13 protein-coding genes are annotated in these 13,351 nt (G+C 63.7%); 9 read left to right on the top strand and 4 right to left on the bottom strand.

Annotated features, from left to right (window positions below; translation table 11 throughout):
* Positions 1-148: 148 nt before the first annotated feature.
* The 6 genes from gntR to NKJ76_RS28390 all read left to right on the top strand — a co-directional run bounded on the left by gntR (position 149) and on the right by NKJ76_RS28390 (position 6,801).
* Positions 149-1,177 carry an HTH-type transcriptional regulator GntR gene (gntR, locus tag NKJ76_RS28415; protein ID WP_023817906.1) on the top strand — a complete coding sequence of 343 codons (1,029 nt, stop codon included), beginning with the start codon at positions 149-151 and terminating at the stop codon, positions 1,175-1,177.
* Between the two features lie 326 nt (positions 1,178-1,503).
* Entirely contained in the window at positions 1,504-2,628 is a 1,125-nt protein-coding gene (locus NKJ76_RS28410) for a sugar ABC transporter substrate-binding protein (protein ID WP_023682221.1), read from the top strand.
* 93 nt (positions 2,629-2,721) lie between these two features.
* On the top strand, positions 2,722-4,284 hold the full coding sequence (locus NKJ76_RS28405) for a sugar ABC transporter ATP-binding protein (protein WP_023733122.1): 1,563 nt from the start codon (positions 2,722-2,724) through the stop codon (positions 4,282-4,284).
* Positions 4,281-5,261: an ABC transporter permease gene (locus NKJ76_RS28400; protein ID WP_023733121.1), complete on the top strand. Its 981-nt coding sequence runs from the start codon at positions 4,281-4,283 to the stop codon at positions 5,259-5,261. Before NKJ76_RS28405 ends, NKJ76_RS28400 begins: the two co-directional genes overlap by 4 nt.
* Complete coding sequence (locus NKJ76_RS28395; RefSeq protein WP_023673071.1) at positions 5,258-6,244, top strand: ABC transporter permease; 987 nt, start codon at positions 5,258-5,260, stop codon at positions 6,242-6,244. Before NKJ76_RS28400 ends, NKJ76_RS28395 begins: the two co-directional genes overlap by 4 nt.
* Before the next feature lie 2 nt (positions 6,245-6,246).
* Positions 6,247-6,801, top strand: a complete 555-nt coding sequence (locus tag NKJ76_RS28390; protein WP_352538907.1) for a gluconokinase — start codon at positions 6,247-6,249, stop codon at positions 6,799-6,801.
* On the opposite strand, the gene NKJ76_RS28385 is transcribed toward NKJ76_RS28390, so the two are convergent.
* The gene (locus NKJ76_RS28385; protein WP_352538906.1) at positions 6,796-7,941 is read right to left on the bottom strand and encodes a hypothetical protein; all 1,146 of its coding nucleotides are present in this window, start codon (positions 7,939-7,941) and stop codon (positions 6,796-6,798) included. The two genes, NKJ76_RS28390 and NKJ76_RS28385, sit on opposite strands and share 6 nt — an antisense overlap.
* A gap of 113 nt (positions 7,942-8,054) precedes the next feature.
* On the opposite strand from NKJ76_RS28385, the gene NKJ76_RS28380 reads away from it, so the two are divergent.
* Entirely contained in the window at positions 8,055-9,596 is a 1,542-nt protein-coding gene (locus tag NKJ76_RS28380) for an acyl--CoA ligase (protein ID WP_502902360.1), read from the top strand.
* Between the two features lie 65 nt (positions 9,597-9,661).
* On the opposite strand, the gene NKJ76_RS28375 is transcribed toward NKJ76_RS28380, so the two are convergent.
* Together NKJ76_RS28375 and NKJ76_RS28370 are read right to left on the bottom strand one after the other, a co-directional pair.
* The gene (locus NKJ76_RS28375) at positions 9,662-10,111 is read right to left on the bottom strand and encodes an RrF2 family transcriptional regulator (RefSeq protein ID WP_023673075.1); all 450 of its coding nucleotides are present in this window, start codon (positions 10,109-10,111) and stop codon (positions 9,662-9,664) included.
* 259 nt (positions 10,112-10,370) lie between these two features.
* On the bottom strand, positions 10,371-11,354 hold the full coding sequence (locus NKJ76_RS28370; RefSeq protein ID WP_352538904.1) for a sulfate ABC transporter substrate-binding protein: 984 nt from the start codon (positions 11,352-11,354) through the stop codon (positions 10,371-10,373).
* A gap of 240 nt (positions 11,355-11,594) precedes the next feature.
* Here NKJ76_RS28370 and NKJ76_RS28365 point away from each other — a divergent pair, with 240 nt between their 5' ends.
* Together NKJ76_RS28365 and NKJ76_RS28360 are read left to right on the top strand one after the other, a co-directional pair.
* Entirely contained in the window at positions 11,595-11,867 is a 273-nt protein-coding gene (locus NKJ76_RS28365) for an antitoxin (RefSeq protein ID WP_352538903.1), read from the top strand.
* Complete coding sequence (locus NKJ76_RS28360; protein WP_023687971.1) at positions 11,867-12,265, top strand: type II toxin-antitoxin system VapC family toxin; 399 nt, start codon at positions 11,867-11,869, stop codon at positions 12,263-12,265. The genes NKJ76_RS28365 and NKJ76_RS28360 overlap by 1 nt, the downstream gene beginning before the upstream one ends.
* A 14-nt stretch (positions 12,266-12,279) precedes the next feature.
* Here NKJ76_RS28360 and NKJ76_RS28355 read toward each other — a convergent pair whose 3' ends face one another.
* Complete coding sequence (locus tag NKJ76_RS28355; RefSeq protein WP_023673079.1) at positions 12,280-13,320, bottom strand: sulfate/molybdate ABC transporter ATP-binding protein; 1,041 nt, start codon at positions 13,318-13,320, stop codon at positions 12,280-12,282.
* Between the last annotated feature and the right edge of the window lie 31 nt (positions 13,321-13,351).

The following is a 13,351-nucleotide window of genomic DNA, read 5'->3' as shown; positions in this document are numbered from 1 at the left end:
TGCCCTGTTGCTTGACAAGGGCGATTGGCTGCGCGACGCCAGCAGGCGAGTGGGTGCGGCAGCAGCCGGTTGGCATGGTGGCAGTGGAAAAGCTGGACATGGTTTCGCAAGGGCGCAGCGGCCGGGGCCCGGCACGTGGAGGATGTCCATGACCAAGCCGCGCTCGCGTCGTGGGGGCGGCCGCCCGACCCTATCAGATGTGGCGCGCAAGGCCGGCGTCGGCGCCATCACCGTGTCGCGGGCGCTGCGCGAACCGGAACGCGTCAGCCAAGATCTGCGGCGCCAGATCCAGGCCGCCGTCGACGAACTCGGTTATGTCCCGGATCCCAATGCACGGGCGCTGGCCTCGGCGCGCGCCGATGTGTTCGGCGTACTGGTGCCGTCGCTGACCAACAACGTCTTCGCCGAAGTGGTGCGCGGCATCTATGACAGCCTGTCGGACGGCCCGTTCCGCGTCCAGCTCGGCAACACCCATTATTCCGGCCTCGAGGAGGAGCGCCTGCTGCAGGTGTTCGCACCGCAGCGCCCGGCGGCGCTGATCGTGGCCGGCATCGACCAGACGCCGACCTCGCGAAAGCTGCTGGAGAGCGCGGGCTGCCCGGTGGTGCAGGTGATGGAGACCGGGCCCGATCCGGTCGACATGCTGGTCGGCTTCTCGCATTTCGACGGCGGCCGCACCGCGACCGAGCATCTGATCGAGGCGGGCTACCGGCGGATCGGCTTCATCGGCGCACGCATGGACCCGCGCTCGCAGCGGCGGCTTGCCGGCTATCGCGCGGCAATGGAGAAGGCCGGCCTGTTCGACCCGCGGCTGGTCACCACCACGCCGCTACTGTCCAGCGTGACGCTCGGCCGCGAGCTGCTTCGCGATGCGCTGGCCAAGATGCCGGCGCTCGACGGCGTCTTCTGCAACAATGACGACATCGCGCTCGGCGTTTTGTTCGAATGCCATAGCGCCGCGCTCAACGTGCCGAAAACAATCGGCATTGTCGGCTTCAACGACCTCGAAATGATGCAGGCGGCGTTCCCGCCGCTCACCAGTATCCGCACCCCTCGCTATGAAATCGGCCGTCGGTCTGTCGCCATGGCGCTGGCGGCGATCGCAGGACGAAGGCCTGAGCAGCGGGTCGTCGATCTCGGTTTCGAACTCAAGCCCCGCCAGAGCACCGCACGCTGAACAGGCTTTGGCGGCCTCAGCAAATGGTGCTTTACACAACGTCATGGTAGCGCTACCATTTTCGTCGGGCAGACGTTTTGATGAGAGGCCCTGCCTGTTTATTATACATAAGCAACAGCTCATGCTTGTTTATTATGTATAATATGCTAGTTTCGTTTCTCGCCTGTGAAGCGGCGAGGGGGAGGGGATCGGGCCGGCTTCGGGCCCTTGAGACGTGGCGCCGGCCAGGCTGGAGGGCCTTCGGCAGGCGTGGAAAACACACCACGACAAACAGCATCAAAATTAACAAGCAGCAGCAAATAAAACTACAACTGGGAGGAATATCGATGATCAAGTCACTTGTTGGTGGCATCGTTGCCGCCACTGCATTCGTCATGCTGAGTTCGTCGGCCATGGCCGACCCGGAAGTCGTCAAGGGCCCGTCGGCTGAGCCGGATTGCTTTGCGCCCTGGGCGGCCGATACGCAGTTCTTCAAGTTCCCCAAGAAAGACGGCCCATACCGCATCGCGCTCGCCAATGGCTATATCGCCAACACCTGGCGCATCCAGATGGTGCAGACCGCCAAGGCCTATGCGGCCCAGCCGGAGGTCGCCGCGAAACTGAAGGAATTCAAGGTCGTCTCGACCGGCGAAGACGTGCCGGCTCAGATTTCGGCGATCAACAACTTCATCGATTCCGGCTATGACGCGATCGTCGTCAACGCCCAGAACCCGACCGCTTTCGGGCCGGTCATCAAGCGCGCCAAGGAAGCTGGCGTCATCCTCGTCGCCTTCGACAATATTCTCGATACCAAGGACGCCATCAACGTCAATGTCGACCAGAAGGGCCTTGGCGAATTGTGGGGCAAATGGCTGGTCGGCCATGTGCCGAATGGCGGCAAGGTGCTCGAAGTGCGCGGCGTTGCCGGGACTTCCGTCGACACCGACCGTCACAACGGAATCCATGAAGCGCTCGATGCCTCCGGCAAGAAATGGGACGTCACCGAGGTGGTCGGCAAATGGGACGACGGCGTGGCACAGAAGGCCACGGCCGACGCCATTGCCACCAACGGTCCGTTCGACGGTATCACCGGGCAAGGCGGCGACACCGGCATCGTGCAGGCGATGATCGATGCCAAGCATGCTTTCGTGCCGTTCGGCGGCGAGACCGAGAACGGTTTCCGCAAGTTCTGCGCGGCACATGCCGGCGACGGGCTGAAATGCTCATCGGCCGGCACCGGTCCGGCGCAGGTCGCGGTCGCCATCAAGACGGCGATTGCCGCGCTCGAAGGCAACGTCGTTCCGCAAGCAGTGAAACTGCCACTGGCGATCGTCGAGGATCCGAACTTCAAGGCCGGTCAGGATTTCTTCCCCGACCAGTCCGACAATTTCTTCGTCGGCAATTCCTTCCCGACCTGCGGCATCAATTTCACCGCGCAGGAAATTATGGGTCAGACCAAAGCTGACCAATAGGGCTGACCAATAGGCGGCATATCCGGCGCCGCGGGATCTCCGCGGCGCCGGCCACTCGATATCCCTTGAAGTCAAACTGCCTCGGGAGGGCCGATGGACGGTGCGGTTCCGCTCTTCCGGATGGAAGGCATATCCAAGCGCTATGGTGGCGTGCGGGCGCTGGAAAAGGCCGAGCTTTCGGTCTCGTCCGGTAGCATCCACGCCATTCTCGGCGAAAACGGCGCCGGCAAATCGACGCTGATCAAGGTCATGGCGGGCGTCGTCGCGCCCGACGAAGGCCGCATGATGCTGAACGGCAGCGAGGTGACGTTCGCTTCGCCTGCTGCTGCAAACAAGTCCGGCATCGTCTGCATCTTCCAGGAGCTGTCGCTGGTTCCCGAACTCAGCGTTGCCGACAACATCGTCATCTCCGATCCGCCGAAGCGTTTCGGCATGATCGACCGCAAGGCGCAGCGCCGCATTGCCGAGGATGCGCTGGCACGCGCAGGTGCGGCCGACATCCATCCATTGGCGCTGGTCAAGGATCTTCCGCTTTCAAGAAGACAGATGGTCGAGATCGCCAAGGCATTGGCCAGGAAGCCGCGCATCCTGATCCTCGACGAGGCGACCTCGGCCCTGACCGCGACGGACGTCGCCAGGATATTCAGCGTGCTCAAGCGACTGCGCTCGGAAGGGCTGGCGCTGCTTTACATTTCGCACCGCATGAACGAGATCGCCGAGCTTGCCGACCACTGCACGGTGTTTCGCAACGGCCGCAATGTCGCCAGCTACAAGGCAGGCACAAAGAGCGACAACGAAGTCGTCGAACTGATGATCGGGCGCGAATATAGCCATATTTTCCCGCCGAAACCCGCGCGCACCGCAGCCGCCGCCGTTCCCGTGCTGGAGGCGCGCAAGCTGTCCTGGACGGACCGGCTGGACAATGTCTCGCTGACGGTCGGGGCAGGCGAGGTCGTCGGCCTTGGCGGCCTGGACGGCCAGGGCCAACGCGAATTGCTGCTTGCCTTTTTCGGTGTGCTGCGCGGCCTCGGCGGCCAGATCCTTATCGATGGCAAGCCGGTTTCGATCGCCAGCCCGCAAGCGGCGCGCGACGACCGCATCGGCATGGCGCTGATCCCGGAGGACCGCAAGACCGAAGGCTTGATGCTGCCGATGACGGTGCGCGAGAACCTCTCCTTTGCCGCCCTAGACCGGCTGTCCAAGGCCGGCATCATTGACCGCGCCGCCGAACAGCGGCTGATCGACGACATGGTCGGGCTGCTGGCGATCAAGACGGCCGGCCTCGACATTCCGGTCGGTGCGCTGTCGGGGGGCAACCAGCAGAAGGTGGTCATCGCCAAATGGCTGATGCGCCAGCCGCGTATCATCCTGCTCAACGATCCGACGCGCGGCATCGACGTCGGCACCAAGCAGGAACTCTATCAACTGATGCGCAAGCTGGCGGATGCGGGGGCGGCGATCCTGTTCTATTCGACCGACTATGACGAACTGATCGGCTGCTGCGACCGCGTGCTGGTGCTCTATGACGGCGCGGTCAAGCGCGAGCTGGTCGGGGCCGAGATCACCGAGCGGGCGCTCATTGCAAGCGCGCTCAACATCCACGGCGATGACGGCGCGAGAGACGATGCCGGCGCAAGACAGGGAGCGGACGCGTGAAAGAGTGGCGCTACTGGCTGGCCGAGCAGCGCGGAACACTGATGGCACTCGGCATATTCATTGTCATGTTCGTCATCTACACCTCGAACCATCCGGCGGGCTTCACCGCCAATGTCGTGCAGACAGCGTCCAACAAGGGCGTGCTGCTCGCCTTCGTCGCCATGGCGCAGACACTGGTCGTGATCACCGCCGGCATCGACCTCTCCGTCGGCATGATCTTCACGCTGACCAATTGCCTCGCCTCCTGGCTAGTCATCGGCACCGGCCTCGAGACCGCTTTCGGCGTCATCGCCGTGCTCGGCACCGGGTTCCTGTGCGGGGCGATCAACGGCGCCATCGTCATCTACGGCCGCCTGCAGCCGATCGTCGCCACGATCGCCACGGGTGCGGTCTATTTCGGCATCGCGCTGCTGCTGAGGCCGTTTCCCGGCGGTTCGGTCAACGAAGGTCTCGCCGACGCGCTGACCGGACGCCTGTTGGGCGTGGTGCCGGCGAGCCTGGTCGTGCTGCTCGCCGTCGTGCTCGTGGTCTGGGTACCGTTCAGCCGCTCGGTGCTCGGGCGCGCGGCCTATGCGGCCGGATCCTCGGAGACGGCGGCCTACATGTCCGGTGTGCCGATAAGGCGCGGCAAGTTCGCTGCCTACGCGCTCGCAGGCCTGTTGGCCGCGATCGGCGGACTGTTCCTGACCTTCTTCACCTATACGGGCGATGCAGCCTATGCCAGCGGCAACGCCTATACGCTGTTTTCAATCGCCGCGGTGGTGCTGGGCGGCGTCTCGCTGTTCGGCGGCAAAGGCAGCGCCATCGGCGCCATCTTCGGCGCGCTGGCCTTCCGCACCATCGGCGACCTGTTGTTCGTGTTCGATTTCGACCCGCTATGGCAGCCACTGTTCCAGGGCGTTATCCTGCTGGTTGCGGTCAGCCTCGGCGCCTTCGCACTGTTTCGGGTCCGCAACCGGCTGGAGTGGTTCCTGTGAGCGAAACGACGTTGGGCGGCATCGCCGGCCGCATGCCGAAATTCATCCGCCGCGCCGATCCGGCGGTGCTGACGGCCTTCGCCTGCATCGTGCTGTTGCTGTTCCTAGGCAGCCTCTATTCCAGGAGCTTTCTGTCGCCTGAATATCTCTTGCAGCAGCTCAAGGTGGCCTCGTTCCTCGGCGTCATCGCCACAGGCATGATGCTGGTCATCCTGCTAGGCCAAATCGACCTGTCGGTGCCGTGGGCGGTGGCGGCGGGCGCGATGATGGCGTGTGCGGCTGCCGCCTATGGCCCGATCGGTGTGGCGCTGGCCATCCCGTTCGGCATCTTTTGCGGGGTGCTGATCGGCATCGTCAACGGCTTTGGCGTCGCCTATCTGCGCATACCCTCGATGATCATCACGCTCGCCACCAACGCTGTCGCGCAAGGGCTCATGGTCGTTTATACCGGCGGCTACTCGCCACAGGATTCGGCCACCGGCGCCATGCGCTATCTTGCGACAGGTTTTACCATTCCTGGCGTGCCTAACGCCGTCATCATCTGGGCGCTGATTGGCGCTGCGATGGTGTTCGTGCTGTCCCGCACCAGCTTCGGCCGCACCGTCTACGGCATCGGCAACCGCGAGCGTGCCGCCTATCTCTCCGGCATCGATACAAGGCGCGTGGTGATGATCGCCTTCGCTATCTCAGGCGGGCTGTCCGCCTTTGGCGGAGTGCTTCTCGCCGGCTATGCCTCCAAGGCGGCGCAATCGATGGGCGATGCCTATCTCCTGCCGTCGATCGCCGCCGTGGTTCTGGGCGGCACCTCCATCCTGGGTGGCCGCGGCTCCTATCTCGGCACCGTCGCCGGTGTCATTCTGATCACCCTCCTGCAGTCCATACTCTCGGTCATGCAGATGCCGGAGGCGGGGCGGCAGATCGTCTATGGCCTGGTCATCGTCGCCATGCTCCTGCTCTACGGCCGCGCGCCGGCAAGCCGCTGACCGTGGACGAAGAGACGGCACAGGCGCCAATGGGCGCTACCGGCTCAGTGCCTCGGGCCATTGTGGTGATGGGCGTCGCCGGCTGCGGAAAATCGGCTGTCGGCAAAGCATTGGCAGCAGAGGAAGGGGCCGTCTTTGTCGAAGGCGACAGGCTGCACCCACCCGAAAACGTCGCCCGCATGGCGAGCGGCGAGCCGCTCACAGATCAACTGCGTGAGGGCTGGCTCGATGCCATCGGCGAGCGGATCGCCGACCTGACCGGCAGCGGCCAAAGCGTGGTTGCCGCCTGCTCGGCGCTGAAGCGCAGCTACCGCGATCGTCTGCGTGGCTTCCGCCGGGATATCGATTTCATCTATCTGAAGATCGATCCCGCAACCGCCAAGCAGCGTGTCGCCAACCGCAAGGGCCATTTCATGCCGGCAAGCCTGGTCGAAAGCCAGTTCGCCATCCTTGAGCCGCCTGGCGCCGATGAGCGGGCGCTGACGGCCGACGCCACACTTCCAGTGGCTGAGATCGTCACCGCCGTTGCCAGCCTGCTGGCCGGCGCAAAATCATGAACCACCCTCGTCGGGCAAGGCGGTTTCCGGCCGTTCGGTGAACCGGTCGGCGCCGGACCAGACCATCATTTGCTCGGGATAGAGTTTCAGCGCCTCCAGCAAGCGGTCGCGCTTGAGCAATATGTACTCGGCCTGCAGCGCCATGTTCTTGGCGCCGGCTCTGGCCGCGCGCTCGCCGGCCTCTGCCGGGGCCGGCACCAGTTCGGGACTTAGGACGGCGCGGTATTGGCGGAACGGATCGGTCTCGAAGGTCGACATGGAAAACAGCGCCGCCTTGCCTCTGGCAGCGAAATTCGTTGGCGCCGAGGCGAGGTGAGTCCAGCCGCTCTCGCCAAGGCCGACTTCGGTGAATGTCGAGCCGGCATGCACGGTGTTGGTCACCAATACGACGCCGTTGTTGCCAAGGATCTTCTGGATCCAGCCGGTGACCTGGTAGGCGTCGCTGCGGTCGAACACGATCCGGCTTTTCAGGAAACGGTTCTCGACCCGAACCATCGGCGGGTTCAGGAAGCGCAAGCCGAACGTCGAATCGGATATGCCGTGAGCCCTGACGCTGAGCTGGTGTGTCTCGATACCGGCCTCATGGAGAGCGCGTTTGCCGATGATGGTCTGTGCCGTGAACTGATCGCACCAGATGATAGCGCCGTGGCCGCGCTTCAGCGCCGCTTGCAGGCCTTCCAGGCCCTCCAGCCGGATATCAGGTGACCAGCGGCGGCCGATGAGATGCGCGGCAAGCAGCAAACGCCGGCGGTGGTTGGCGCAGAGCAAGGCCCTGAACTGCCTTTGCGCATCGATGCCATTGCCGAGCACGGCGCGCGTCGCCGCGGCGTAGCGCACGAAATCCTTGCGGATATGGCGCTTGAGGCGCAGCCCCGATATGCGACTGCAGATCGCGGCCCACCAATTGACCGGCAGCAATGCCGCGACCCCGAGATAGAAGGCGGCCAGCAGCAGCTCGCGGAAATCCCTGTTGTTGAAGGTGCGCAACTTGCCGGCGCGGACCTGCTTGCGGCTGAAGAAGCGGACATGCTCGGCGCGTTCGGGCACCAGGATGTCGGCGATGATTTCCGTATGATAAATGACGGCGGAAGATGGTGTCCGGTCGGCTTTCCGGGATTTTCCCAACCACGGCAGCCTCATCCGATCGGTGTCCACCTGTTCTTGCGTGCGTCCGGAAATCGCTTTACTGCGTCTGCCACGGGCGCGCAATCGGCGCCGGCAAGGCCATGGTGAACGCCATTCAGGGTTCGAACTTGAAACAGGCCCTATCGGTAGCACTTCCCCAACTGGCGCCCTGGCGGCCGGCTGCGGTGGCGCTGATGGCGCCGGACCGGCCGTCCCTGAGCTTTGCCGGCCTCGCCAATCTTGTCGACAAGCTCTGCGGCGATCTCGCCAGGCGTGGCGTTGCCCGCGGCACGGCCGTCGGCATCGTCTTGCCCAACGGCCCGGTAATGGCGGCCTGTTTCCTGGCGGTCTCGGCGTTGGCGACGGCGGCGCCGCTCAATCCGGCTTACGGCGAAGACGAATTCCGCTTCTATCTCGGCGATCTCGATGTGAAGCTGCTGCTGTGCGGACAAGGCATGGGCGATGCCGCGCGCAACGCCGCAAAGGGGCTCGGCATTGCGGTGCTCGACGTCATCGTGACTGACGGCGCCAAGGCCGGCGAGTTTCTGCTGGCGGGCGACGCCGAGGTGGAGGCTGCCAGCGAGGCTCGCCTCGACGATATGCAGTTCAACGGACCCGACGATTTCGCGCTTGTCCTGCACACATCGGGAACCACGGCGCGACCGAAGATCGTCGGCTTGCGGCAGCGCAATCTGCAGGCATCGATGGCCAACATCGCCAGCACCCTGGCGCTGTCGGCAAACGATATGTGTCTCAACGTGATGCCGCTGTTCCACATTCACGGGCTGATGGCGGCGCTCAGCGCACAGCTGGCAGTCGGCGGCGCTGTTGTCTGCACGCCGGGCTTCAACCCGCTCAAATTCTACGGCTGGCTGGGCGATTTCCGGCCGAGCTGGTACAGCGCGGTGCCGACCATGCATCAGGCGATCCTGGCGCGCGCCGCCCGCAATGGCGAAACCATCGCGGCTGCGCGGCTGCGCTTCATCCGCTCGTCTTCGGCAGCGCTTCCCGACACCGTGTTCCGCGACCTCGAGCGCGTCTTCGGCTGTCCGGTGGTCGAGGCCTATGGGATGACCGAGGCGGCGCACCAGATGACATCCAACGGCCTGCCGCCGGCACGCCGCAAGCCAGGCTCGGTCGGCCTGCCTGCGGGTCCGCAGGTGACGATCCTGGACGACAAGGGGACGATCCTGCCGGCGGGTGAAAAGGGCGAGATCGCGGTGCGCGGCGCCAACATCCATGATGGCTATCTCGACAATCCGGTGGCCAATGAAGCTGCCTTCAGCGATGGCTGGTTCCGCACCGGCGACCAGGGCCTCATCGACGAGGATGGCGATCTGAAGATCACCGGGCGGCTGAAGGAGATCATCAATCGCGGCGGCGAAAAGATCTCGCCGCTCGAGGTCGACAATGTGCTGCTCGATCATCCGCTGGTGGCGCAGGCGGTGACCTTCGCCGTGCCGCACGCCATGCTCGGCGAAGAGGTGGGTGCGGCCATCGTGCTGGCCGAGGGCGCCACCGCCGATGCCGAGCAGATACGCGATTTCGCGCGCAGCCGGATCGTCGAGTTCAAGGTGCCGCGCCACATCCTGTTTCTCCAGGAGATACCCAAGGGTCCCACCGGCAAAATCCAGCGCGTCGGCCTGGCCGGCAAGCTCGGCCTGGTCTGAGGACTCCCATTTCAGCATGATCTTGTCCGAAAACCGGTTCGCACTTTTCGGGACCATGCTCTAATTTAGATCTGCGATGTCAGCTCGACCGGAAAATCATCATTGTCGGCGTCGCGCATGGCGGCGAGGCTGCGATTGTCCAGCACTTCGGCGATCGCCTGGCGCACTTCCAGCATCATGTGCCGGACTTGGCAGGTCGCCTCGTCGCAATCCTCGCAGCGCTGGTATTGCGTGCGGCTGGCGCAGGGTATGGGAGCGAGCGGGCCGTCCAGCACGCGCACGACGTGGCCGATCTTGATTTCGGAAGCCGGCCGGGCGAGGCGATAACCGCCTTCCTTGCCCTTGCGACTGAGGACGAAACCGGCATTGCGCAGCTCGCCCAGAATGGCATCCAGGAATTTCTTCGGGATGTTGTTGGCGATCGCGATGTCGTTGACGAATGCAAGCTGGCCGACCGGCAGGCCGGAAAGATGCACGAGGGCCTTGAGGCCGTATTTGCCTTTTTTGGTAAGCATGCCCGCTTCAGTTCATGAAAACCCCAACCACCCGCATCTGGCGGTTGTTTGTGTGCAAATCATGACGTTTCGCCTGAACAACCCGGTTTCGCGTAGAACAAGCCGCCCGATTGCACGTTGGGCACAAAGGCGTTGATTCTTTGTAACGTTTTTCACCGATCGCGACAGATTCCGCCTGAAGCCGTTTGTCGGCGCGCGAAAACGAAAAAGGCGGCAAAGCGCCGGCTTTCTTGTGAGGTGAGGTCGAACGCTGCTGATGTCAGCGGCTGCCATAGGTCTGGTCGAGCAGACCGCCGGCGGCGAAGTGCTCCTTCTGTACCTTGTCCCAGCCGCCGAAGACGTCTTCCACAGTCAGCAGGCGGACATCGGGGAAGTCGGCCTTGTATTTTGCCGCGACTTCAGCGTTGCGGGCGCGCAGGCCATTTTCAGCCGCGATGGTCTGGCCCTCGGGCGTGTAGAGGAAATAGAGATAGGTCTTGGCGAGGTCACGGCTGCCGTGCTCGTCGGCGACCTTGTCGACGATCGCCACCGGGAATTCGGCGAGCAGGCTGACCGTTGGCGTGACCTGTTCGAACTTGTCGTTGCCATACTCCTTGCGGATGCCGCGCGTTTCCGACTCGAAGGTGATCAGCACGTCGCCGATCTCGCGCTGCACGAAGGTGGTGGTGGCGGCGCGCCCGCCGGTGTCGAAGATCGGCACGTTGTTGAACAGCTTGGTGACGAACTCCTTCACCTTGGCGTCGTCGCCCTTGAAGGCTTCCTTGGCGTAGGCGGTTGCGGCCAGATAGGTGTAGCGCGCATTGCCCGAGGTCTTGGGGTTGGGGAAGATCACCTGCACGTCGTCGCGCACGAGGTCGTTCCAGTCCTTGATGTGCTTGGGGTTGCCCGCGCGGACGAGAAACGAAGGGAGCGAATAGAAGGGCGAGGCGTTGTCGGGGAAATCCTTCTGCCAGTCGGCGGAGACGAGGCCTTTCTTGACCAGAAAGTCGATGTCGGTGACCTGGTTGAAGGTGACGACATCGGCGCCCAAGCCTTCGGCAATGGCGCGCGCCTGCGCCGAAGTGCCGGCATGCGACTGGTCGACCGTGACGCCGGGATGGCCGGCGGTGAAAGCCTTGTTGATCTGGACGAACAGTTCGCGGCCGACATCATAGGAAGCGTTGAGCAATTTGTCGGCCGACCAGGCCTGCGAAGAGGCGAGGATCAGGCCGGCGGCGGCTACGCTGAGCAAAAAACGCTTCATGAAAACAGGCTCCGATGTGCAATGCGTTGCCAGAACATAGCCGGGCCGGAGGGTGTACTGCGAGGCACACGGGGCAGACGTATGGCATTGCAGCGAAAAAGAAATCGCTGAAGCAGGTTATCCGCGAAATTTCATTCCAGCCGAAATGCCGATGCGTTGGGGTTTTCTGTGGTTTGCAATTCGAAGCCGAGTGGCATATACAAATGGCATATACAAGTGGAACAAATAGGGGAGGCTGCCATGCCGCAGCACCGTCACTCAATACCACCGCCCAGGGAGGCGAAGTTGTTTCGCAACAACCGCAGTCAGGCGGTTCGCATTCCTGTCGAATTCGAGCTGCCTGGCGAGAAGGTCCTGATCAGCCGCGATGGCGACCGGCTGATCATCGAGCCGGTCCGCAAACCCGGCCTCGTCGCGCTCCTTGCCCAATGGGCGAAAGAGCCGCCGCTTGGCCCTGAAGACGATTTTCCGGATATCCGTGATGCGCCCGTCGGGCCCGAGGATATCTTTTGATGCGGTTCATGCTGGACACCAACATTCTCAGCGACATGATCCGAAACCCTGCCGGCAAGGCTGCCAGTACGGCGGTTCGCGCGGGAGACGGTGCCCTGTGCACCAGCATCGTTGTCGCCTCGGAGCTGCGTTATGGCTGCGCCCGCAAGAGATCGGCCAAGCTGCTCGCCAAGGTGGAGGAATTGCTCGCCGAGGTTCCTGTGTTGCCGCTCGATGTGCCGATGGATAACGAATACGGAGCACTTCGTGCCGAGCTGGAGGCCAGAGGCCAGCCAATAGGCCACAATGATCTTTTCATTGCTGCCCATGCCTGTGTGTTGGGGACGACACTGGTGACGGCCAACACCGCTGAGTTCCGTCGGATCAAGGGCCTGACGGTCGAGAACTGGCTGGAGTAGCGCCGGATCGATGTCTATGCCGCCGGGAAAAGCTTCCAGCGCCTCGGCCTGAACGCCACCCGGCTCTTCTGCGCCGCAGGATGGTCCACAGGCAGTTCGATCTCGACGCGCTGGCGCTCGCCGCCGATTTCCAGTTCGACGCGTCTTGTGCCGGCGACGCGGCGGCTGGCGGCGACCGTGCCGGCGATGCAGCCGCTGCAGCCGTCGAGCAGTTCGATATCGTGCGGGCGGAAGTACAGCGTCGCATCGCCCTCGGGTGCGTGCGGCGCCGACACGCCGATCGGACGGTCGGCGAGCCAGATCTCGCCATTCTCAACCTTGACCGGCAGCATGCTCGATTCGCCGATGAAGGAGTAGACGAAGGGCGAGTTCGGCGTGTCGTAGATCTCGTCGGCGGAGCCGACCTGCTCGATGCGGCCCTGGCTCATCACCACGACGCGGTCGGCAAGCTCGAGCGCCTCTTCCTGGTCGTGGGTGACGAAGACGGTGGTGTGGCCGGTACGGTCATGGATCTCGCGCAGCCAGCGGCGGAGTTCCCGGCGCACCTGCGCATCGAGCGCGCCGAACGGCTCGTCGAGCAACAGCACCTTGGGCTCGATGGCCATGGCCCGGGCGAGCGCCACGCGCTGGCGCTGGCCACCGGAAAGTTGCGCCGGATAGCGCTTTTCCAGGCCGGAAAGCTGAACGAGATCGAGCAGTTCGGAGGCGCGTCGGCGGATTTCGGCCGCCGGTGGTCGCGACGGTCCATGCCGGACCTTGAGGCCGAAGCCGATATTGTCGGCGACCGTCATGTGCCGGAAGAGCGCATAGTGCTGGAAGACGAAGCCGACATTGCGCTCCTGGATCGAGCGGTGCGAGGCGTCCTCGTCGCCGAAGAAGATCTTTCCGCGCGTCGGCCGCTCCAGGCCGGCGATAAGCCGGAGCAGCGTCGTCTTGCCGGAGCCGGATGGCCCAAGCAGCGCGATCAGCTCACCCGACTTGATGTCAAGCGATACGTCATGGAGGGCCGGAAACCGGTCAAACTCCTTGCGTACGTTGGCAACGCGAACTTCCATGTAGATCCCTCAGTAATTTGGTGCATGTCGT

The organism is Mesorhizobium sp. M0029 (assembly GCF_040323735.1).
Classification (GTDB): domain Bacteria; phylum Pseudomonadota; class Alphaproteobacteria; order Rhizobiales; family Rhizobiaceae; genus Mesorhizobium.
Note: the sequence above shows the minus strand (reverse complement) of the source record. Positions and strands in the feature narration are given on the sequence as shown.

Bases quoted from the DNA above. Each gene is read 5' to 3' on its own strand.
- gntR (WP_023817906.1), top strand. From the start codon at position 149: ATGACCAAGCCGCGCTCGCGTCGTGGGGGCGGCCGCCCGACCCTATCA.
- NKJ76_RS28410 (WP_023682221.1), top strand. From the start codon at position 1,504: ATGATCAAGTCACTTGTTGGTGGCATCGTTGCCGCCACTGCATTCGTC.
- NKJ76_RS28405 (WP_023733122.1), top strand. From the start codon at position 2,722: ATGGACGGTGCGGTTCCGCTCTTCCGGATGGAAGGCATATCCAAGCGC.
- NKJ76_RS28385 (WP_352538906.1), bottom strand. From the start codon at position 7,941: ATGAGGCTGCCGTGGTTGGGAAAATCCCGGAAAGCCGACCGGACACCA.
- NKJ76_RS28375 (WP_023673075.1), bottom strand. From the start codon at position 10,111: ATGCTTACCAAAAAAGGCAAATACGGCCTCAAGGCCCTCGTGCATCTT.
- NKJ76_RS28370 (WP_352538904.1), bottom strand. From the start codon at position 11,354: ATGAAGCGTTTTTTGCTCAGCGTAGCCGCCGCCGGCCTGATCCTCGCC.
- NKJ76_RS28365 (WP_352538903.1), top strand. From the start codon at position 11,595: ATGCCGCAGCACCGTCACTCAATACCACCGCCCAGGGAGGCGAAGTTG.
- NKJ76_RS28360 (WP_023687971.1), top strand. From the start codon at position 11,867: ATGCGGTTCATGCTGGACACCAACATTCTCAGCGACATGATCCGAAAC.
- NKJ76_RS28355 (WP_023673079.1), bottom strand. From the start codon at position 13,320: ATGGAAGTTCGCGTTGCCAACGTACGCAAGGAGTTTGACCGGTTTCCG.